Source organism: Methanohalophilus sp. (assembly GCF_030156785.1).
Lineage (GTDB): Archaea > Halobacteriota > Methanosarcinia > Methanosarcinales > Methanosarcinaceae > Methanohalophilus.
The window spans coordinates 143,152-164,882 of the sequence record NZ_JASGLW010000001.1; the positions used below are offsets into that span (position 1 = coordinate 143,152).

The following is a 21,731-nucleotide window of genomic DNA, read 5'->3' on the forward strand; positions in this document are numbered from 1 at the left end:
AATGTGGGAATGAGGGAAGAACTGGTTTGTGAGGTGCAAAATTGGAAGCAGGTCAGAGGGATTTTGTAATCGAACGGCTTGAAAAGCAGCTTTTACAAAAAACTGAAGAGGTTGAACAGATCAAAAATACACTCAGAGATTCTATAATTCATGAATTACGTGATGATCTCCTAAGTGATCTGGAAATTAATAAACGTCTTATGAGGCTAGAACAAAAAGTCCAGGAACTTGCAAATAATGTTAGCGGAGTGATGGACGAGTTGCTTGATCAGAAATCCATGATCCAGAAAATTAAAAATCCGGAAAAAGAAGACAGTTCTCAAATTAAGTCTAGGCAACATACTGGAATAAACGATGGTTTTTTTAATAGGAGGGAGCCTCCAGAATCTGCTGTAAGGATTAAACCCAAAGAACCTATCATGCCTGCACCTAAGAAACCAGGTCGCACCATGAGTTTCAGTATAAGGGATATTAATGAGGATGTTCAGGATGATGCACCTGAGCCAGAGATAGAAACAAAAGATGACTTGCTAATCGTACCTGAAAATAAATCAATCTCCGACAAGTGCAACGGGCAAGCAGAAAATTATGATTGCGAGTACATAATTGCCGATGAACGAAGTCATACCAGAAAAAAGCAGGAGACAGAATTTGAAACTGTCGAAAGCCGAGACGATGAAGACACTGTCATAACCATCACCCATAGGAAATAATCCTTCTGCAAAAAAGAGGATTTACGTGTATATTAAGGAAATAGAATTTGTCAACTTCAAATCCTTTGGCAAAAAGGTGAAAATTCCATTTTTTGACGATTTTACGACTATTTCCGGCCCCAACGGAAGCGGAAAGTCTAATATTATAGACGGGATACTCTTCGTACTTGGTCTTTCAAGCTCACGTACTTTGCGTGCTGAAAAACTAACAGATTTGATTTACAACGGTGACAGGAACAAAAAACCTGATTATGCACAGGTTACAATCCGTTTTAACAATGAAGATCGTGAATTGCCCGTGGATGCCGACGAAGTCGTAATTTCCCGGAAAGTGCGAAGTACGGAAAATGGCTACTACAGCTATTTCTATTTTAACGGGAAATCCGTGAGCCTGACGGACATCCATAATTACCTTGCAAAAGCGAAAGTCACTCCTGAAGGCTATAACGTGGTCATGCAGGGAGATGTTACCCGTATCATTACAATGACCTCCACTGAGCGCCGCAAGATCATTGATGAAATTGCAGGCGTTTCTGAATTTGACAGTAAAAAGGAAAGGGCTCTTAATGAGCTGGAAATTGTACGTGAAAGGGTTGAGCGGGCGGATATACTTATCGAAGAAGTTGAAACTCAGCTTAACAAGCTCAAAAGTGAACGTGATCAGGCTATAAAATATCGCTCTCTCAAAGAAGAGAAAATGAAATATGAGGGATTTGTACTTCTTGCAAAATTAAAGGATACAAAAGCCGAGCTAACCCGTGTGGATGAGGAAGTCTCTGAAAAAGAAGAGAGGATAGAAGGTCTTAAGCAGGAACTTGAGAAAAAGAAAATAAATCTTGAATCAATGGAAAAGGAAATCAGGGAACTCAATGCCAATATCCAGAAAATGGGCGAAGATGAGCAGATCCTTATCAGAAAAGAGATTGAACGAATTCGCGGGGATATTGGGAGATTCAATGATCGTATTGAGCTTTTCGAGAAAGAGATTGATGACATTGAGAGCCGCAGGCGCAGGACTTTTGTTGAGATAGATGAAGCAAAAGGAAAGATCACAGCTCTTGACACTGAAATAGAGGAGCGCACTGCACAGAAGGAAGTTGTGGAAGCAGAAGCTTCTGACAAGAAAACCCAGAGAATGATCCTGCAGAGTAGGATTGCTGATGTTGACGAAAAATTTGCCCAGACAAGGGATCAACTTACTTCTTTGCGGAATGATATTGAGATAATAAAGACCGAGAAAAACGAGCTCATGCGACAGGAAGATCGCATTCTGGATACTCTTAGGCGAAAATCTGCAGATGCCATGGATATCCAGAAAGAGATCGAAGAGGCAAAGCAAAAGGTGGTATCTGCGGAGAGCGATACAAAGTCCGTTCAGTATGACATTGACAAACTCAATGAACAGGTTGAAGCTCTCACTAAAGATATTGATGATCTGGAAAGCAAGCGCCACCAGATAAAACAGGTCATGTCCAAACTGGTAGAAGAAGTTCGCAACAAACAACATTCTTTTGCCATGCTTGAAGCCCGGGTTCGTGCCGCAGAAAATTCCAGTGGATATTCAAGGGCAGTGGAAGCAGTTCTGCAGGAGAAAAAACACCATGGATTGCCGGGAATATACGGTACTATCGCACAACTGGGGAGGGCAGACCAGAAATATTCCACCGCACTCGAAATTGCAGCAGGGGGCAGAATGCAGGCAGTAGTTGTGGATAGTGATGAGGACGCTTCCCGTGCTATTGATTTTCTGAAAAGAAGGAGGGTCGGAAGAGCTACATTCCTACCTATGAACAAACTGGAGGAAGGACGCCCATACAAGGACATGTCCAACAGAAAGGGTGTTATAGGCTATGCAATTGATCTTATCAATTTTGAGCCCCAGTTCGCTGGTGCCTTCTGGTACGTATTCAGAGATACCCTCGTAGTGGACACTCTTGAGAATGCCCGGAAACTCATGGGTGGGCTCCGCATGGTTACGCTTGAGGGAGAACTGATAGAGAAGAGTGGTGCCATGACAGGGGGTTTCCAGAAAAAATCTGGATTATCATTTGCCGCATCCGAAAAGGGAAAACTTGCCAAACTTGCAGAGGAACTCACCGAACTAGAATCCAGGAGAGAATCAATGATCCGCGAACTGGATTCAGTTGAGGGGCATATTTCATCCATAAACAGAGACATACAGCAGTTTGAGAAGGAAATTTCCAGAAAGCAGATGGAACTTGAGGAAATAGCAACCCGTGGGGAAAGGCTTGAACAGATCATTACCTCCAGAGATGAAGATCTGAAAGAAATAGAAGCCAGCAGGAAACAGCTCAAGGAAGAGATGGAAAAGGTCCTGGCCGAAAAGGCAGAGAAAGATAGGCTTGAGAAAGATATTGCCAGCCGTATACACAACCTTGAAGAAGAACTGAAGGGCTCTGAAATCCCTGAACTCAACCGCCAGGCAGAGGAAACTGATGAGGAAATACGCAGGCTTGATGATAGGATAAGGGATATTGAAGGACAAATCAACGCCCTGAAGCTGGACAGAGAGTATACAGATAAGAGCATTCAGCATCACCGTATGGACATAGAAGGTTTTGATCTTAAAAAGAAAGAAAACCAGAAACGCATTGCTGAACTCAAAAACCAGATTTCCGATTTCGAAAAATTACTTGAAGAGAAGAGAAAACGTGAGCATGAGCTGGAAGGGAAGCTCAGGCAATTGCAGCAGGAGCGTAATGACAAGGAGGCGCAATATGACATGTTCCGGAAAGACTTCGAGAATTCCCGGGACAGACACGAAAAAGCCATAACTCAACTTGAAGCCCTTAAAGCGACTCGCAAAGCACTTAATGATCAGGCGGAAGAGCTTAAAGCGGAACTCGAAAGACGTGGTATTGAGGAAACTGAGGAAGTCCCCGGATACGAGACTGTACGCACACGCATTGCATCCATAGAAAAGGCAATGGAAGCTATGGAACCAGTCAATATGAGAGCCATTGACGAATATGAGGATGTCGAGGGCAGGCTGGTGGATTTGAAGAGCCGGCGAGCTATCCTTTTCAATGAAAGGGAACAAATCCTTGAGCGCATTGACCAGTATGATCAACTCAAGAAAGATACATTCATGGAGTCGTATAATGGTATTAATGAAGCATTCAGGGAAATTTTCCATGAGCTCTCAGACGGAGAGGGTGAACTGGTACTTGATGACCCAGAGGATCCATTTTCTGGAGGTATGACTCTCAAGGCTTCTCCTAAAGGAAAAACTCTTCAGCGTCTTGAAGCCATGTCCGGTGGTGAAAAGAGCCTTACAGCGCTTGCATTTATTTTTGCAATCCAGCAATACCGTCCGGCTCCATTTTATGCATTTGATGAAATTGATATGTTCCTGGATGGTTACAATGCTGACAGGGTTGCACAGCGCATCCGAAAATCCGCATCTGATGCACAGTTTATTGTGGTTTCCCTCAGGAAACCTATGATTGAAAGTGCTGCACGCACCATTGGTGTCACAATGCAGCAGAAGAACATAACCAGCATCACAGGTGTGAAAATCAGGTGATGGAAGGACAGGAAGAATCTGCTCATCTAGTAATAGATAATGGGAATACAGGTAATCCCGAATTCATTGAGACCCTGCGGAGTCTTGGAGTTGCGGTGGAGGATATCGAAATTCCAGAGGATATCCTTTGTGAACCTGTAGAAATTCTTGTTAATTTTGCAAAAGCAGGAAGCATTAATCCGTGGGACATAGACATCGTTCAAGTGACTGATAAGTTCCTCGAGAAAATCGAAGAAATGAAAATGATGGACTTGAGGATCTCAGGAAGGACACTGCTATATGCTGCCATTCTTCTGAGAATGAAGTCAACGGGCATTGTACAGGAAGAGGAAGATGTAAATATTGAAGAACTTCCAGATACTGACCTTGATTTTCAGGATGTTGATGATTATCCAGTACCAAGCTTACCTGTTAGAAGAAGCGCCACCCGTCCTGTTACTCTTCAGGAATTGATTAATGAGCTCAAAAAGGCAGAAAGAGTTGAAACAAAAAGAAGTGAAAGAAGACGCAGAAATGCCGAAAGACAGGCTGAAATCCCTTCAACTGATGATGTGCTGGAAATTGCACACGAAGAAGATATTAAAGGAAGAGGAGAACGCCTCCATGAGTTATTGGAAGAAATGCTCCGGGGAAAAAAGTATATCAGATTTTCCGAAATTACTGACCAGCTTCCCGAAAAGTCTGAAAAGATAATGACATATTTATCCCTCCTGTTCTTGGCAGCGGATAAAAGAATATGCCTTCACCAGAAGGAGCTGTTTGGTGAATTATATATCTACCCGCGTGATGGAATGAGCATAATTGCCGAAGGAGTGAATGAGATAAATGAGTGACAAAAATGCTATAGAAGCAGCACTTTTTGCAGCAGGGGAAGCCGTAGGATTGGACGGCCTGGCAAAACTTGTTGGCAAAAAGCCAAAAACTACACTCAAAATTGTGGAAGAACTTATTCGTGATTATGAAGAGAGGAATGCGGGACTTGAAATAATTGATCTGGGCAAGAGATATGTGATGCAGGTTAAGCCAGCGTATTCTGAAAAAGTACGTTCGTTTGCACCAAAGGAAATGACTGCTCCTCTGCTGCGAACCCTCTCAATGATTGCCTACCACCAGCCAGTATTACAGTCTGATATTGTTGATTTGCGAGGAAACACGGCTTATGAACACATCAAAGAACTTATCGGAAGGGGGCTGGTAAAAGCAACACCAGAGGGACGCTCAAAACTACTTACCACAACACCTCTTTTTGCGGATTACTTTAACCTAGAAGAAAACAATCCAGAAGCCATCAGAAAGAAGATAATGGAGCTTTCAAGGGAGCAAAGTGGTAAAGAAGGATTGGATCGCTGGCTTGGACGCAGGTTTATCGGGTTTACCCCGATGTACAAGTCTCTTGCAGATCTATGTGGAATAAAGGAATTCAAGGTTGTTGATGCCTACAACCCGACTGAAGAAGATTTAGATACGCTTGATACTATTTTTAAGCTAATTGTTTCAAAAGGTTACAGGGAAAAGGTATCTGCTAACTATGCTGGAGAAATAATTGAAGCAGGATCTACAACATTTGATGATATTATTGCAATTATGGAAATCCTTAAGGATTCAGGGGATCCCCATATAGCAGAACAAAACATTTCCCACATCAGGGAACTCCGAGAAGAATATGTTTCCAAAGCCATGACAATCAGCCTCAAAGCGAATCCTACAACAGAAATGATTTCAAGAATTCTCAATGATCTGCATATAGGTATATCTCCCGAAGGAGCTAAAATATCTCCTGATTACGGTACAGGAAGCAATGGTGAGATTGTAGATTCAGAGTCTGCTTTACTCGTTCCAACTCACAAATCCATAGATGTTGATAATATCATAGAAAGGGTATCCATAAAGTATGAATCCATCATAAACGGGCTTAAAAATATGGAAGAAAAAAAGAATAGCACTTAAATAGGTTTATAAATGAAAGGGTGTTTATATAAGCTACGTAAATTTATATTTAAATACAGGATATGAAAATCATGACTGATTATAGCATAAAGATAGAAAATGTGGTTGCTTCCACAAAACTTGCCGAGGAATTTGATCTTACCAAAATCGAATCCGAGTTTGAAGGTGCAGAATACAATAAGCAGAAATTTCCCGGACTTGTTTACCGAGTATCTGATCCAAAGGCTGCATTCCTTGTTTTCACTTCAGGTAAAGTTGTATGTACAGGAGCAAAAAATGTTGATGATGTACACACCGTAATTGCAGACATGGCAAAAAAGCTCAATAGCATCGGGATTGAAACAATCAAAAACCCTGAAATTACAGTTCAGAACATTGTCGCATCAGCAGATCTGAAAGCTATATTAAACCTCAATGCAATAGCTATCGGTCTTGGTCTTGAGAATATTGAATATGAACCTGAACAGTTCCCCGGACTTGTATACAGGATTGACGAACCAAAAGTAGTAGTTCTCATTTTCAGTTCAGGAAAGCTTGTTGTGACCGGCGGTAAATCGCCTGAGAACTGTGAGCAGGGTGTTGAAGCCGTCAGGCAACAGCTTGAAAACATGGGTTTGTTGTAATTACATGGACGATTTTGATAAGGATAGTGTCTGCATTCTCATACCAACACTGAATGAGGAAGCCACTATCCAGCAACTCATAAGAGACTTCCATGAGGAAGGTTTTAACAACATATTCGTTATTGATGGGAATAGTTCCGACCGTACCCGAGAGCTGGCAGAAGCTGAAGGCGCCCGTGTGGAAATCCAGCATGGCAAAGGCAAAGGTCAGGCTGTCCAGGAAGCTTTTGGGATGATAGATAGTCCATATGTGGTTATGATAGATGGAGACGGAACATATCTGGCAAGCGATATTTATACCATGATAGGGCCCCTTATTGAAAGCAGGGCAGATCAGGTTATAGGAAATCGGTTTGCCAATTGTGAAAAAGGTGCTTTCACATTACTTAATCTCCTTGGAAACCGGATCCTTAACAAACTATTTGCGCTTGTATATGGCTCCAAGCTTGAGGATATTTTATCAGGCTACAGGGGTTTTACCCAAAAAGCCATAGATGATTTTGATCTCAATGAAACTGGATTTGAGATTGAGACGGAAATTGCCGTTGAAAGTGTCAAGAAGGAGCACAGGATAGAAGTAGTCCCAATCACCTACATTACCCGCCATTCAACCGGAGCTACCAAACTTAATCCCTTAAGAGACGGTTTTAAAATTGGTGCAACCATCTACAAGCTTGCAAAACTACATAACCCAATGTTCTATTTTGGAATTATCGGTGCAGGATTTATACTTGTCGGAATTATGACAGGTCTTTTTGTAGTTAGTGAATGGTTGCAGGGTGTTACACGTGTTCCAATGTCAATATTAACTGCGGTGTTGATTATTGCAGGAATACAGATGTTTATTTTCGGCATGTTGAGTGATCTAATAGTTTCACTTCACAGGGAAACCATGAGAATGATACGCAAAAGCCAGAAATAACTTAAAAAACCACCAATTCCATTTGCCAATAAGTAAAGTCAAGTTGTGTTCTTTTCATCCCGTTTCACATCATTTTTGCTATTTCTCAAGAACACCATTGTTGCATGCGGTTTTGGCATTAATTGTGGCCGTGTGGATCTCCGCATCGAAATTAAACAAGTTCTCTGGAGAACAACTAAAGTTGATTTTTTAGGAAGTTTTATATAAAATCCATGCTATCCCACAAATATAGTTAGTGAGGTATCACTTATGACAATTGTAGAAGATGCGAAACGTGGTGAAATTACCGAAGAAATGAAGATTGTGGCGGAAGCTGAGGGTCTTGAACCTGAATTTATCCGCCGCGGGATTGCTGCAGGAAGAATTGTTATCCCGATGACACCTTATAGGGATATCAAGCTATGTGGTATCGGAGAAGGATTAACCACAAAGGTGAACGCTTCCATTGGTGCTTCATCAGACATAGTCGATGTAGATGCGGAAGTTGAAAAGGCAAAGGCAGCAGAAGCAGCCGGTGCCGATACTCTTATGGAACTTGGAACAGGTGGAGATTTTCTTGAAATCCGGAAGAAAGTTTGTGAAGCAGTTTCCTTGTCTGTAGGTTCAGTTCCCTTATACCAGGCATTCATCACCGCTGCAAAGAGGGATGGTTCAATTGTTCACATGACTGAAGACGATCTATGGAATGCAACTGAGGAGCAGGCAAAACTCGGTACCAACTTCATGGCAATACACACAGGTATCAACAACATTGTTCTTGACAGGCTCAAAGCACATGGTCGTTATGGTGGTCTCTGTTCGCGAGGCGGTGCTTTCATGAGTTCATGGATGCTCCACAACGAGAAAGAAAACCCGCTATATGCAGATTTTGACTACCTCTGTGAAATCCTTAAAGAACATGAAGTCACTCTTTCCACCGGCAACGGAATGCGCGCAGGTGCAATCCATGATGCCACTGATCGGGCGCAGATCCAGGAGCTGATTATTAACTCAGAATGTGCACAGAAAGCACACGACGAATATGGTCTGCAGGTAATTGTCGAAGGTCCGGGTCACGTCCCGCTTGACGAAATCGAGATGAATGTGAAGCTGATGAAATCCATGAGTGATCACAAACCATTCTACATGCTTGGTCCACTGGTTACCGATGTTTCACCTGGAAGAGATCACATCGTAACCGCAATCGGTGCAGCCCAATCTGCAGCAGCAGGTTGTGACTTCCTCTGCTACGTAACTCCTGCAGAGCATCTTGCACTTCCAAACAAGGAAGATGTTATTGAAGGTGTCAAGACTTCCAAGATCGCAGCACATGTTGGTGACATGATCAAACTAGGTAAGCGTGATCATGACCTTGCAATGGGTAGGGCACGTCGTGATCTTGACTGGGAGAAGATGTTCAGCCTTGCATTAGACCCTGAACTGGCACGCAGTATCAGGAACAGCCGCGCTCCGGAAGACACGGATGCATGTACCATGTGCGGTAACTTCTGTGCTCTGAAAATCGTTAACCAGAACTACAACCTTGCAAAGTAATGCCTTTGGGCATTACTGTTCCTTCCTTCTTTTTTACTTAATATTTTAAGATCAGTTGATTTTTATCTCTGTTTATATTAATTTTTTCATTTATCATTCCAAGGCGTTGGGCTTTATTTCTATCGTTTAATGTTTTGAAAAGGTGTATATACTAACCTGTATTATTCTAAAAGAGCGTACAGATAACCACGCAACAAAGATTAAAATCAGTGAAAATCTATAGTTATCAACTGGAGTCAAAGGATGAAAAAAGCAATAATTGAAACTGACAAGGGTAATATTATTCTCGAATTGTTTGAAAAGGATGCCCCAAAAACAGTATCCAATTTTGAAAAGCTAATCCGTCAGGGATTCTACAACGGTCTGACATTCCACAGGGTAATTCCCGATTTTGTTATACAGGGAGGATGCCCGAAAGGTGACGGCACAGGAGGACCCGGCTATACTATCAAATGTGAAACAAATGGCAATCCACATAAACACGGTACAGGCGCACTTTCAATGGCACATGCCGGAAAAGACACGGGAGGAAGCCAGTTTTTCATTACACACTCCCCTCAACCGCATCTTGACGGCATACATACCGTGTTTGGGAAAGTAATCGACGGAATGGACGTTGTGTATAGCATCGAACAGGGAGATGTGATGAACAGACTTCGAATAGAAGAGGAATAAAGAAATAAAAAGCGGAGCCTTTGGCTTTCTTCTTCAATTTTGAAATGCTCTAGAACATTTTACAAAAAAAGATAGTTATCCATTACACAGATCCTGATCTTAATACTTGTTACGACATAGTTGCTGCTTTAAAGTAAAAACATATTTTTTTGTTTAACTATCTGATTGGATACCACCTCTATATATATGCATCTATATATATGGGCATTTGTGATATGCCAAATCTCTGAAAGATACCTGTTCTGGAGGAAAGCCGATTACATACAATGGTCCTGAGAAGATCCGCATAAGTGTCTGCTACAGTGATGAATTTGGAAGGAAAATAATAGGGAATCTTATCAATGACAGGAGATTTTGCACTTCCTGTGGAGAACTATGTGACAGTTGCCGGGATTTCCGGCCATCTTATGCAATGAATCTTGTTGAAATCCATGAGCTTCCGGCGGACTTGCCGGAATTTGTCGATGATCCCGAAGGATATCTTCCAGAGAAAATGCTGCCCTGTGATCTCCTTCTTGCACTCAACCTGCATCCGGACATACTGGCTACAGTGCCGGAACTCGTCAGAAAATCAAATGCAAAAGCAGTGATTGCTCCGGTGGAAGATCCATTCCTTGCACCAGCGGGACTTGTTGGACAGTTGAAAAAGAAATTGGAAGAGATGAACGTTGAATATGAATTTCCTAAACCGTTCTGTAGTCTGCAGAAAATAGGTCAGTACCACATTGATACTTTTGTAGAGCTTGGGTTTGGAAAGCCAGAGCTCCATATCGAGCTTGACGAATCCGGAAAGGAAATTGCACTGGCCCGTGTAGTGCGGGATGCTCCATGCGGATGTACATGGTACGTCGCAAGAAAACTGTCCCATTCGGATGTGGTAGATTTTGAAGAAACGGTTTCAAAAGCCCATCATGCATACCCATGCACTGCAAGTATGCAACATGATCCGGAACTTGGCGATACCATACTCCATGGTGCAGGGTACATAATAAGAGAAAGTGTTAGCTCTGCAATTAAAGAAGCGCAAAAGGAGGATTAAAAATGGCACACAAAAGGAAAATAGCTGTAGTCCGCTGCGATATAACCGCGGAAGCTTGCCCGGGAACCGGGTGTTTTAAGGCTTTCAATGAAAGGAAGGTGCATTTCAGCAATTATGATGAAAACACGGAAATGGCGGCATTTTTCACATGTGGGGGTTGCCCTGGACGACGAGTCTACAGGCTTGCCAGATCCCTGAAGAAATCGGGGATTGACACAGTTCATCTTAGTTCCTGCATGCTGATGGAGAATTACCCGAAATGTCCACATGTGGATTCTATTAAGGAAACATTTGAAAATGCTGGATTTAAGATTGTTGAAGGTACACACCACTAAAAGAGGAAGAAAGATGGTAAAGAGACTCATCGTTAAAATTGACGAGGAAAAGTGTAACGGCTGCGGTAAATGTGTTTCACCATGTGCTGAGGGGGCCATCCAAATAATCAATGGAAAAGCAAAGGTAGTATCAGAAGAACTCTGCGATGGCATGGGATTCTGTATCGGCGTTTGTCCACAGGGTGCAATTTCTATCGAAGAAAGAGATACTATAGATTTCAATCCCGATGCTGTAGCCATGGCAAAAGTAAATAGAGGCAAAGCAAAAGAAACAAAAACTGGCCATGAGAATACATCAATATATTGTTTCCAGTGTGGTCTAAGTGAGAACGAAAGGTATCTTATACCCCTCAGGCATGGCAAAGAAAGCATATGGGTCTGCACCCGCTGTCTCCCATCACTTATCCACGGATGAGAGCAAATGATCCTGCTTGAACTTGAAAAACCGGTTGACAAGCTATGTGATTACACCTATGGCTTCTGCTGGAGTAGCAACTTTGATCGGGATTCCATTATTCCACATCAAAAAGACTCGTCCTATACATACAGGGACGTCGTAGAAGCTCTGAAAGCAGGTGAAACAGTTCACGTGAAAGGAGATACAGGTGAACAATTAGCTCACAGCATGGGAGCAAGTATTGAGCACTTGGGTGGAAGCGGTGATATCGAAGATGCAGGCACAATTATTGTAGATGGGAATGTAGGTACTGAAGCGGCGATGGGGATGGTTTCCGGGACCCTCTATATTAGTGGAAAGGTTGCCGAGCCCATGGGAAATGTTATCGAAGTTAAATCAGATCGTGAAGGTTACCGGAAGTTTGTTTCAATCACGGATTTGTTGTGTAACAACCGGAAAGAGACAGTTATTTCCAATCAACTGGAAGGTAAAACCCTGATCCTATCCGACAATGTGAATCGCGGTACAATAGCAGCACGATGTAATTGTGATGTTGAAATCCGGGTTAAAGGTGATGTTTACAATGGCTGTGGTCTTCTGATGCGAAAGGGTATCTTGATTATTGAAAAAAATGCCGGAATGAACACAGCAGCACACCTTGACGGCGGCACTGTTGTTGTAAAGGGAAAATGTGGGGAATTCGCAGGTGCATTCATGAAAAACGGATACCTGCTGGCTGAGGAAGTGAAGGGTTATGCGGGTGCCGATATGAAGGGGGGCGTAATCCTTACTCATAAAAAAGCTAACATAAGCCCGCCTGCAAAGAAGGGGAAACTTGATAAGCAGGATATAAACTTACTCAAGAAATATTTGGGTGCGGGAATGTTTGCTTCAGTTCAGTATAATAAATATGAAGCTTCAGATGAAGGGAAATACATTACCATAAAGATGCGGGACGGGTCGTTTGTAAGGAGAAAAGTTGAGTAATTTTTTAAGTTACTTAGCAGAAGATAATGTCTGTATAATCAAGTGTGGACTCACTCCAGAAACCTTGAAGGTTCTCACAAAGTTTATTGAATTCATACATGAAGATAAAGAATTGCCAGAGTGGCTGGAAAACTTCAAGCGCTTTTGTGAGAGCGGAAAATAAACCAATCCTGCTCTTTGAAGGGCAGAACAATTAAATATGCAGAAATTAATCCAGATATGGTGTTAAAATGGACTGCCTGTTTTGTAAAATTGCTTCAGGTGATATCCCGTCGTATAAAATATATGAAGATGATTTTGTCATTGCATTTCTGGACATAAACCCCGTTTCAAGAGGACACACAGTGGTAATCCCAAAAATACATATTGGCAGTTTTACAGAAATGAAACCGGATGATGCAGCACGGCTTTTTGCTTCCGTGAACCGGGTAACCAAAAAATTATTGAAAGCCTTGGATGCGCCCGCTGCAAACGTGGGTCTCAATAACGGGAAAATCGCAGGTCAGATTGTTCCACATGTGCATGTCCACATAATTCCCCGCTATGAAAATGACGGTGGAGGTTCCATGCACTCAATTGTCAGTGCAGAGGTGGATACAGATGAAATAGAAGAACTGGCAAGTAGAATAATCAACAAATCCTGATAATTCAGGCTTTGGGAACAGTCAACCAGAAAATGCTTCCACCTTCAGGATTTTCAGAAACTCCCACCTCTCCACCACTTAATTCCATTATGCGTTTCACTATTGCAAGACCAAGTCCACTTCCTTTAATTGCACCCCTGTGAATCCGTTTGAATCTTTCAAATATTTCCTTTTTGTATTCATCCCCAACACCCGGGCCTTTATCAGATACACTTATCTTCCAAAAAGTATTCATGTCTTCTATATCTACTTTCACCGTACTGCCTTCAGGGGAATACTTGATAGCATTGGAAAGAAGGTTTTCGAATGCGTTCTTAATGAATTTTGATGATTTTGCAGGGAATTGCCCTTTTCTGAAAAATGTAATATTAATCTTTTTTTCGCTAATTATCGGATGCATTTCATCAATTGTTTCTGCTACAATTTCACGTAGATCTACGCCCACGAGTTCGACGTCATCGATTGATTCAATTTTAGCGAGTGTAGCAGCATCAGTAACCATTTTCAATAATTTTTCTGTACTCATGCGGATCCGTTGCAGGTATTTTTGCACTAATACCTCATCTTTTTCAGTGGACAAAAGGTCTGCATAAGCCTTGATTACACCAATTGGGTTTAGCAAATCATGCCTGAGGATATCAACAAACATTTCCTTTAGCTCATTGGAACGCTTCAGTTGATCTTCAGCTTGCTTGCGTGAAGTAACATCGACACAGACTCCTACGATTTTTCGCGGGTGATTCAAATCGGTTGAATCAATCCCCATACGAATAAGGATCCACTTCCAATTGTCATTCAAATCATTAATACGGACTTCAAGATCCACAGGATTTCTGTCTTCAACCAGAGCACTGACAGTAGAAGATATCAAATCTACATCATCAGGATGTACGAGATTCCGCCATTGCAAATAATCCGGATGTTGCTGCGGATCACAACCGATTATATCATAACAGCGGGAACTGATATAAGAGAATGCACTTGAATCCAGATCATATTCCCATATGCCCTGCTGAGAGAGTTCGTTTGCCAGCTCCAGTCTTTGGTTATTTTTTTGGAGAGCGGATTTAAGTAATTCCCACCTACTGTATTCCCGATAAAAACCTATAGCAATAAGCAAGAGCCCTGATGCCGTAAGAAAACCTTCAAGGTATACACTGAAAAGATCGGGCTCCTTTGTGAATTCATCCAGGAAATCAAACGTTAATCCGTAAACAAAAATAAACCATCCGAATAAGAGCGGGAAACTTCCAAGCTTATGTATTAAATAGAGAGAAAAAAGAGCAAATGCCAGATAGGCGCCCTCTATTATTACATCACCTGTGTCAAAGGATGACTTTAACGGGAAAGCTAGCAGCCAGATTAGGGGGATTAATATCAAGATAAATGAGGGTATAAGTAAATAATTCACTTGCATTTTCAATTTTTGCACTAGTTTCATCTTTAATTTTAAGATCGCGTGAATCTATATAATATTTTCTAAATATAGATATGAACGATTAGAACCAATATAAGAACCAATGTATAGAGTTTAAGTAGAAATCCAATTAGCACTGATTTCCATAATACCTGTTGAATCTTCGGCTTGCTACTTTGTCAGGAAAAGAAAACATGTCGAAAATTCAGGCTTTGGGAACAGTCATATAGGAAATGCTCTCTTCCATCAGAGTGTTCCATCACCCTTACTTCGCTGCCATGCAATTCCACAATATACCTTACTATTTACAAGTCCGGGACTACTCCCTTTAAATATTTCTCCCTTGTGAGTATATTAAAACGATTTAATGTCTCTTCTTTTGACTCATCCAGAATACTCAAAACGCTATCCATTACACCAATTATAAAAAAAGGATGTCCATTGTGTGTGATTTTTTATGTATGTAAATGTGCCGAAAGGTGCTGATTATAGAGAATTATTAAAATTACTAAGTTACTGAAATTGCATTTTTATGATCTATACTCACATGGCCATCTTTTTCCTCAATTGCATTCACTTGGAAAATTATCAAGATTTAAAAATCCTCTGCAACCAATAATCCCAAGATGCTGGCAATTTTTTATGAAGGAATGCATTGGTTGATTACTAATGACACTGCCGCCCCTGAAGAAGAATTTATATATTGACAGAAGCATCCAAAAAACACAATGAGGGATCTTAAACAGGGAGATGCAGGTTCATTTTATACGTACCTTACCGATGGCTGTAAAATTTGTCATAAAGGAGCGAAAATGGTCTTGTTCGTTACGGGTTTATGTGACAAAAGATGCTTTTACTGCCCTCTTTCTGAGGAAAGGAAAAAAAGTCAAGTATACGCAAATGAGCATCGTGTGGAAAATGACTTCGAAATTATAGAAGAAGCAAAACTCATGAATGCATTGGGTACTGGGATTACGGGCGGTGAACCGTTACTCGAAAAAGAGTTGGTGTTGCATTACATACGGTTATTGAAGAATACATTTGGGAAAAAACATCATATACATCTCTACACTGCATCTGCACCAGACAGAATTACGATCGAAGAATTTTGTGAAGCAGGTCTTGATGAAATGAGATTCCATCCTCCACAAAACATGTGGAAAAATCTGGAAGGGAGTTCCTATGAAAAGAGCATGCTTGAAGCAAAAAAAGCCGGGATTGAAACCGGGCTGGAAGTGCCTGCAATCGAGGGAGTTGAAAATCTAGTCAAGTTTGCCATGAAAAATGACTATTTCATTAATCTCAACGAATTAGAATTTTCTGATACCAATGCAGATGAGTTAAAAGCAAGAAACTACACTCTTGTGGATGACATTTCTAATGCGGCAGAGGGTTCAAGAGATATTGCTAAAAAAGCTATCAATGGATCAATTAAAGCGCATTTTTGCCCATCCAGATATAAAGATGCCATTCAATTGCGAAAACGGTTGATACGAATTGCAGAAATAACCAGCAGACCTCTTGACATGATTACTGATGACGGTACAATTGTTTTTGGAATAATCTATTCAGAAAATCTGGACAAAACTCTGAAGATCCTTCACGATAACGAAGTTCCGGATGAACTCTATGAAATAAAAAACAATACTATAGAGATTGCTGCATGGGTTCTTGAGGAGCTCGCAGTGAGCATTCAAGCCTATGGAAGAATGGAAATAGTGGAAAAATATCCTATGAAGGACGGGATGATTGTCGAGAGTATGCCAGTCTTAGATCCCAAAACTTATAAATAAAAAAGCTATAGATGGGTAAGATTCCCAAAGCGCATAGCATATTGTCATTCAGAATAAATATATAAACGAAAATAGCATAATTTAGTTGAGGTGTTCAGGCTGGAAGAAACCATAGAGGACAGGGTGCGAGCAAGGCTTATAAAGTATCTGGGTCGGGATGATACAGGTGTACGTAAGGTAGTCCTCAAATTGTTTTTGGAAGGTGGCAGATACACCACTGGAGATATCTATGAATATCTTCACAAAAAAGGCTTTGATGTAACCTATCGAGGCGTTTCTGCAATGGTTGGTCTTATGAACACACGCCTTGGAATCCTTAGCATTGATGTTACTGGTGATCACAACATTTACCTGTTGAAAGATGATTACAGAAACGTTGTTGATCTAGTTCTGGAAAATTATTAAAAAACGTGGAAACCATGTTAAATAGGCTCCTTGAGCTGTTATACAAAGGATATGAGGATTTTTTGTTAAGGGAGATAAATAAGGCCCAGCTCCCATCACACGTTGCAATTATCATGGACGGTAACCGAAGGTTTGCACAAAAACTGGGGAAAAGAACGGGCTATGGTCATCGCATTGGTGCAAATATAACGGAAAATGTTATCGAATGGGCTTATGAACTTGGAATAAAGGAACTTACCGTATATGCATTTTCAACTGAGAACTTCCACAGGCCACAGTCCGAGAAGAGCAATATTTTTGATTTGATCAAGGTAAAACTAGAAGAGTTGTGCATAGATGAAAGAACTCATCAGAGAAAACTAAAAGTAAGGGTTATTGGAGACAGGACACTTCTTCCGGAAGATTTGCTAAGAAGCGTCAGGAAGGTTGAAAAAGTCACTTCAGGCTACAATGAATTTACCCTCAATGTTGCAATTGCATATGGAGGCCGACAGGACCTTGTACAGGCAATTAGGGGAATTGCTCAGGCAGTTCAAAATGGTGAGATAAAAATATCTGACCTGACAGAATCTACAATTTCCCGATATCTATATCCAGAAAAAGATACTCCTGTATCCTATGTAGATTTAATTATCCGCACTGGAGGCGATGAGAGGTTGTCAAATTTTCTACCATGGCAAGCCAGTGGAAATGAATGTGCAACTTACTTTTGTGCACCTTATTGGCCTGATTTCAGGAAAATTGATTTTTTGAGGTCAATAAGACTCTATCAACAGAGGACTGCTGAAAAAGAAAAAATCCTTTCAAAAAGGGCCTTTCATCTTTTTAATGAGATTTATAGATAAAAATTAAACACAACTTTAAACTTCCTATTTGAAGAATAATTATTGAATGAAAATGGCTGTGTCAAAAACTACTGACGGGTAGAGGATGAAAACACAGCCTTGTATTATCGTTCATCTTGTTTTGTCGTTTGTCTGCCTGAAATGATCATATTTCTCGTAATGTTCCGTCCTTTCAACAAGTCCTTTGAAGAATTCATCCATGTGATTCACCTCAGATTCTAATAAGAAAGACAATTACTTTAAAGGAGGCCAAGCTGGGTGAAAGTATTCGGAAAAAGCAGTAAAGCTTTACCCATAGGAGAGCATACCGGGAAAAAGTAGAATCAAAACATAGTCTGTTTCTATTACTGGCAGAGAAAGAAAACAGTTCAATATTTAGATTAGTTGCTGGAAAAATGAAGATAAATATAAAACGTTCCAGAAGCAGAAATCAGCTCGTACAAAATGCAAAACTGACCCTTTCTGTTATGCACATTAGATTAGTTAGCAGAAAGAGTCAATTGATTGAACTTTTTTATTGACTATCGAATTAACTCACCAAAAACAGGGAGAAATTGCTTAATCTGGGATGAAACTTCTTTGCTTCTTTATAGTTGCTTAGAAGAAAGCCTCTGTATACAGGTAAAAGAGGTTTACTGCTACCGCTAACTAATATCTTTCCATCTTTATTTTTCAGATCCAATATACAACCTCCGCTTTATCTATAAAGCAGTGGAAATCCCTTTCTTAGTAATACTATATAATGATTGTTATTGTTCTAGAAATACAAAATTAAATATATAAAAAAAGAAAAAATCCGATAGAAGATGGCATTAGAATCTCTTTTAAAAATATAATCATTTAGAGATTCCAGACATCTTTAGCATTCTGGTACAGGACCTTATCAGCATCTTTTGCAGAAAAAATACCGTTGTATTGCATATCAGCAATCTGATTTACTTGTTCTTCCAGAGATGCCCATGGTTCATCTGATCCAAAAATAATTTTTCCCTCAGGAGCATTCATGAACATATCTTCCATCGTGGTTCCATGCTTTTTGTACAGGTTTTGATAGGACTCATTTGTGAACATTGCAGTATCAAGATAAAGGTTGTCAAACTCCCACAATGAACTTAGTATTTCCGGAATTCCATCCCCCATATGTGCAAGCTGGAATTTAATATCTGGATACATACTTACCTTTTCAAGAAGCTTCTGCGGGCATATCCTGCATTTCATAGGAAGGTGCAGCACCATATTCATTTTATGCTCATTCATGTAATCGAGAATCTTTTCATTTGGGATGTCGCCATAAATACCATAATATTTGATTCCACGGGGAGGGTTACCACGCTCATCAATATACTTTTCAATTTCTCCAATGCCATCGTTTGCAGAAAGGAAAGGTATGAAATTCACACGATTATCCTTGATTTTTGAAATTTCTTCATTTGATTTAACATAATTGATTTCCCAGCCAAAATATGGCTCCTGGGAATCCGTAGAGATGTTCCAAAGGTGATAATAAAGACCTCTCCAGATATGTCCAAAAGTGTTAGCAGGTTCTGGTTGGGCAAAAAGAACACAATTTTCCACATTATTCAGATCCATGATCTTTTGCAGTTCTCCGAGCTCATTGCTGAACTTTCTTGTTGGTCTCAAAGCCATTGTCATGAAAAGTGAGTTAGTACCATAGTGACAGTGGGCATCATTGATTCTTATTTTCATTTTTTCACCAACCAACCAAGAGACCCAGATGGATCCAAAGCTAAAGCTAGTCGATTTTGAGATGTATAAGTGGCATGCAGAGACGCTCTAACATACCATTACTACAAAGCTCTGAATAACAAATTATAATACTTAATCATACATAACCTAACGGAGGATTAATTGAAAAAGACCTTTAAAGTTTTCAAAGGGGAAGGTACTTTTCATAAGGGTGTGTACTTCATCACAAATTTTCCAATGAGCTTCCATAAGGAAGTTACCCAGAAACATATCAGGGAACTAAAAAACAGTATTATTGGTGCGGGGGACGAGATTCGAACTCGCGGATTCCTACGAAACTAGGCCCTCAACCTAGCGCCTTTGGCCTGGCTCGGCAACCCCCGCACAGGGAGTCATAAAATAGGAAAGATTTTGAAGTCCTTCCTGTTACAGCTCCTCCAGAATCTTATTGAGCCTGGAAGCTTTTTCCTTAATAGTACTAACTGCATTTATAATTAACTGTTGAGCACTATAGGAGCCATCTGATTCCATAGTGAAAATAAATGAATTTACATCTTCACTTACATTGATGGCATTAATATCACATGCATCTGCACAAAGTTTGCAGAGAGAGCACTTCAACACGTCATCTGCGGCAACTTTTGCAGAATCTGCATCAAGAGTTATGAGAGACCTTGGGCAGGCTTTAACACATGCACCACAGCGGTCACAATCATGGATCTCAATTACAGGTAGGTTCTTGTACCCACAAGCAACGCCTGCCTGCCATCTGGCATGATCATGTCCAAATCCCATCGTTGCAGTTGCTTCCAAAACCAACTTTTGACCGGGTTTGAGCAGGACAATAGGAATACTGGAATCTGCAGGAGAAACTTTCGGATCTGAAGAAACAAGGTCGCCGGAGTATACCATGCGATCCTCATCCTCTGCTTCCACACTGAGCGTGAACGTTACACTGCATGCCGGACATCCGTCTTCACACGAGCATTCGGTGTGTGGTACGAACTCGTCATAGTTCGTAGCAATAGGAATAAGTGCCAACCTGAGACCGATTTGTTCGTCATAGAGCACTGATGTGTTGTTGTAAATACCAACTTCTTCAATTGCCAATGTAGGAACATCGGCGAGCATAGCCCGCCTCAATCCGTTTGCAAACGATGCATCTACTCCTGAAAGGATGAATCTTGCAGAACGGTCGGATAATTCCAGTAAATCAACTTCCATAATCAGGATCCTCAGCTCCTTTATTATACACGCCTGCCACCTTTTGGACGAGTTCCGTCATGTGGGACAGGTGTTACATCTTCAATACGACCTATCCTTATGCCGGCACGAGCAAATGCCCTTATGGCTGCCTGTGCGCCCGGACCTGGGCTTCTCTGTTTGTTTCCACCAGGTGCGCGCACCCGGATATGAACACCTACTATGCCCTTGTCCTTAAGGATATCAGCCAGATGTCCTGCCATCTGCATAGCAGTGTATGGAGAACTCTCATCTCTTGCAGCCTTAACAACCATACCACCTGAAGACTTTGCAATGGTTTCAGCACCAGTGATATCAGTAATGGTGATAATAGTGTTATTGAACGAACATTTAATATGTGCAACGGCCCAAATTCCATCTGCCATTATTTAACCTCCTGTTTACTCCTCTACAAGGGATGATGCCACCTGAGCAGGTCTTTCTGGATGGGATTCACTGACTAGTGGTGATTTCTTGTAGTAATCTATTTTCATTTCATCTTCCTTGGAGATCAACATGCTTGGAACTGTAACTTTTTGCCCATCAATTGCAATATGTCCATGCGTGATGAACTGGCGAGCCTGTTTTGAAGTTCTTGCAAGACCTAGCCTATGGACGACAGTCTGCAATCTGCGCTCCAACACAGCTTCTGTGGTGAGACCAAGAATGTCATCAACTTTGGAATCTGGTTTGAGAATTGAGTATCTGATAAGCTTTGAAAGAATCTGGTCTGCTTCTGTCTTGGCGTGACCTGAAAGCTCTGATTCTGCAGATTCCGCAAGCAGACGCCTTGCATCAGCCCGATAGCGGCGAAGGATACTGTGCGCTTTCCAGAGTTCCCTCTTGTTCCTTAACCCATATTTCTTGACAAGTTCAACTTCATTTGCCATCCTGGCAGCTTGCCATGGATGATTTGGGGTGTCATAGCTTTTTCGCTTCTTTCCTGGATAACCCATTCAT

At 41.1% G+C, this 21,731-nt stretch carries 21 protein-coding genes and 1 tRNA gene; 16 read left to right on the top strand and 6 right to left on the bottom strand.

From position 1 onward, the window contains the following. Positions 1–41: 41 nt before the first annotated feature. From PWQ49_RS00760 to PWQ49_RS00820, 13 genes are all read left to right on the top strand, one after another. Entirely contained in the window at positions 42–713 is a 672-nt protein-coding gene (locus tag PWQ49_RS00760) for a hypothetical protein (RefSeq protein ID WP_300606476.1), read from the top strand. Between the two features lie 25 nt (positions 714–738). After that, positions 739–4,260, top strand: coding sequence for a chromosome segregation protein SMC (gene smc / locus PWQ49_RS00765; RefSeq protein WP_300606478.1), 3,522 nt, complete (start codon positions 739–741; stop codon positions 4,258–4,260). Beyond that, complete coding sequence (locus tag PWQ49_RS00770; RefSeq protein ID WP_300606480.1) at positions 4,260–5,093, top strand: ScpA family protein; 834 nt, start codon at positions 4,260–4,262, stop codon at positions 5,091–5,093. The genes smc and PWQ49_RS00770 overlap by 1 nt, the downstream gene beginning before the upstream one ends. Beyond that, positions 5,086–6,207: an SMC-Scp complex subunit ScpB gene (gene scpB / locus PWQ49_RS00775; protein ID WP_300606482.1), complete on the top strand. Its 1,122-nt coding sequence runs from the start codon at positions 5,086–5,088 to the stop codon at positions 6,205–6,207. The genes PWQ49_RS00770 and scpB overlap by 8 nt, the downstream gene beginning before the upstream one ends. Before the next feature lie 71 nt (positions 6,208–6,278). Beyond that, a complete protein-coding gene (locus PWQ49_RS00780; RefSeq protein WP_300606484.1) occupies positions 6,279–6,830 on the top strand; it encodes a TATA-box-binding protein in 552 nt (183 codons plus the stop codon). 4 nt (positions 6,831–6,834) lie between these two features. Then, positions 6,835–7,752: an S-layer glycoprotein N-glycosyltransferase AglJ gene (gene aglJ / locus PWQ49_RS00785; protein ID WP_300606486.1), complete on the top strand. Its 918-nt coding sequence runs from the start codon at positions 6,835–6,837 to the stop codon at positions 7,750–7,752. A 249-nt stretch (positions 7,753–8,001) separates the two neighbouring features. Further along, positions 8,002–9,285, top strand: a complete 1,284-nt coding sequence (thiC, locus tag PWQ49_RS00790) for a phosphomethylpyrimidine synthase ThiC (RefSeq protein ID WP_300606488.1) — start codon at positions 8,002–8,004, stop codon at positions 9,283–9,285. A 243-nt stretch (positions 9,286–9,528) separates the two neighbouring features. Next, positions 9,529–9,960 carry a peptidylprolyl isomerase gene (locus tag PWQ49_RS00795; RefSeq protein WP_300606490.1) on the top strand — a complete coding sequence of 144 codons (432 nt, stop codon included), beginning with the start codon at positions 9,529–9,531 and terminating at the stop codon, positions 9,958–9,960. 286 nt (positions 9,961–10,246) lie between these two features. Continuing rightward, positions 10,247–10,999 carry a DUF166 family protein gene (locus tag PWQ49_RS00800; protein WP_363321785.1) on the top strand — a complete coding sequence of 251 codons (753 nt, stop codon included), beginning with the start codon at positions 10,247–10,249 and terminating at the stop codon, positions 10,997–10,999. Positions 11,000–11,001: 2 nt separating this feature from the next. Further along, entirely contained in the window at positions 11,002–11,334 is a 333-nt protein-coding gene (locus PWQ49_RS00805) for a CGGC domain-containing protein (protein WP_300606492.1), read from the top strand. Between the two features lie 13 nt (positions 11,335–11,347). Next, positions 11,348–11,749, top strand: a complete 402-nt coding sequence (locus PWQ49_RS00810) for a 4Fe-4S dicluster domain-containing protein (protein ID WP_300606494.1) — start codon at positions 11,348–11,350, stop codon at positions 11,747–11,749. Positions 11,750–11,755: 6 nt separating this feature from the next. Beyond that, positions 11,756–12,718 carry a formylmethanofuran dehydrogenase gene (locus PWQ49_RS00815; RefSeq protein ID WP_300606497.1) on the top strand — a complete coding sequence of 321 codons (963 nt, stop codon included), beginning with the start codon at positions 11,756–11,758 and terminating at the stop codon, positions 12,716–12,718. A 230-nt stretch (positions 12,719–12,948) separates the two neighbouring features. Beyond that, positions 12,949–13,362: an HIT family protein gene (locus PWQ49_RS00820; RefSeq protein ID WP_300606499.1), complete on the top strand. Its 414-nt coding sequence runs from the start codon at positions 12,949–12,951 to the stop codon at positions 13,360–13,362. Positions 13,363–13,366: 4 nt separating this feature from the next. Here PWQ49_RS00820 and PWQ49_RS00825 read toward each other — a convergent pair whose 3' ends face one another. Then, the gene (locus PWQ49_RS00825; RefSeq protein WP_300606501.1) at positions 13,367–14,743 is read right to left on the bottom strand and encodes a sensor histidine kinase; all 1,377 of its coding nucleotides are present in this window, start codon (positions 14,741–14,743) and stop codon (positions 13,367–13,369) included. A 764-nt stretch (positions 14,744–15,507) separates the two neighbouring features. Between PWQ49_RS00825 and PWQ49_RS00830 the strand changes: the two genes are divergently transcribed. The 3 genes from PWQ49_RS00830 to uppS all read left to right on the top strand — a co-directional run bounded on the left by PWQ49_RS00830 (position 15,508) and on the right by uppS (position 17,822). Then, positions 15,508–16,572 (top strand): radical SAM protein, encoded by a 1,065-nt coding sequence (locus tag PWQ49_RS00830; protein ID WP_300606502.1) that lies wholly within the window; start codon positions 15,508–15,510, stop codon positions 16,570–16,572. 90 nt (positions 16,573–16,662) lie between these two features. Beyond that, positions 16,663–16,977: a DUF2551 domain-containing protein gene (locus PWQ49_RS00835; RefSeq protein ID WP_300606504.1), complete on the top strand. Its 315-nt coding sequence runs from the start codon at positions 16,663–16,665 to the stop codon at positions 16,975–16,977. A 62-nt stretch (positions 16,978–17,039) separates the two neighbouring features. Further along, entirely contained in the window at positions 17,040–17,822 is a 783-nt protein-coding gene (gene uppS, locus PWQ49_RS00840) for a polyprenyl diphosphate synthase (RefSeq protein ID WP_300606506.1), read from the top strand. 840 nt (positions 17,823–18,662) lie between these two features. Here the strand turns inward: uppS and PWQ49_RS00845 are convergent. The 5 genes from PWQ49_RS00845 to PWQ49_RS00865 form a co-directional block, all read right to left on the bottom strand. Next, on the bottom strand, positions 18,663–19,529 hold the full coding sequence (locus PWQ49_RS00845) for an amidohydrolase family protein (protein ID WP_300606508.1): 867 nt from the start codon (positions 19,527–19,529) through the stop codon (positions 18,663–18,665). Between the two features lie 296 nt (positions 19,530–19,825). After that, positions 19,826–19,913 (bottom strand) — tRNA-Leu (locus PWQ49_RS00850). Between the two features lie 42 nt (positions 19,914–19,955). Beyond that, complete coding sequence (locus PWQ49_RS00855; RefSeq protein WP_300606716.1) at positions 19,956–20,759, bottom strand: DNA-directed RNA polymerase subunit D; 804 nt, start codon at positions 20,757–20,759, stop codon at positions 19,956–19,958. A gap of 17 nt (positions 20,760–20,776) precedes the next feature. Further along, positions 20,777–21,157, bottom strand: a complete 381-nt coding sequence (locus tag PWQ49_RS00860; RefSeq protein WP_300606510.1) for a 30S ribosomal protein S11 — start codon at positions 21,155–21,157, stop codon at positions 20,777–20,779. 15 nt (positions 21,158–21,172) lie between these two features. After that, on the bottom strand, positions 21,173–21,727 hold the full coding sequence (locus PWQ49_RS00865; protein WP_300606512.1) for a 30S ribosomal protein S4: 555 nt from the start codon (positions 21,725–21,727) through the stop codon (positions 21,173–21,175). Positions 21,728–21,731 lie beyond the last annotated feature (4 nt).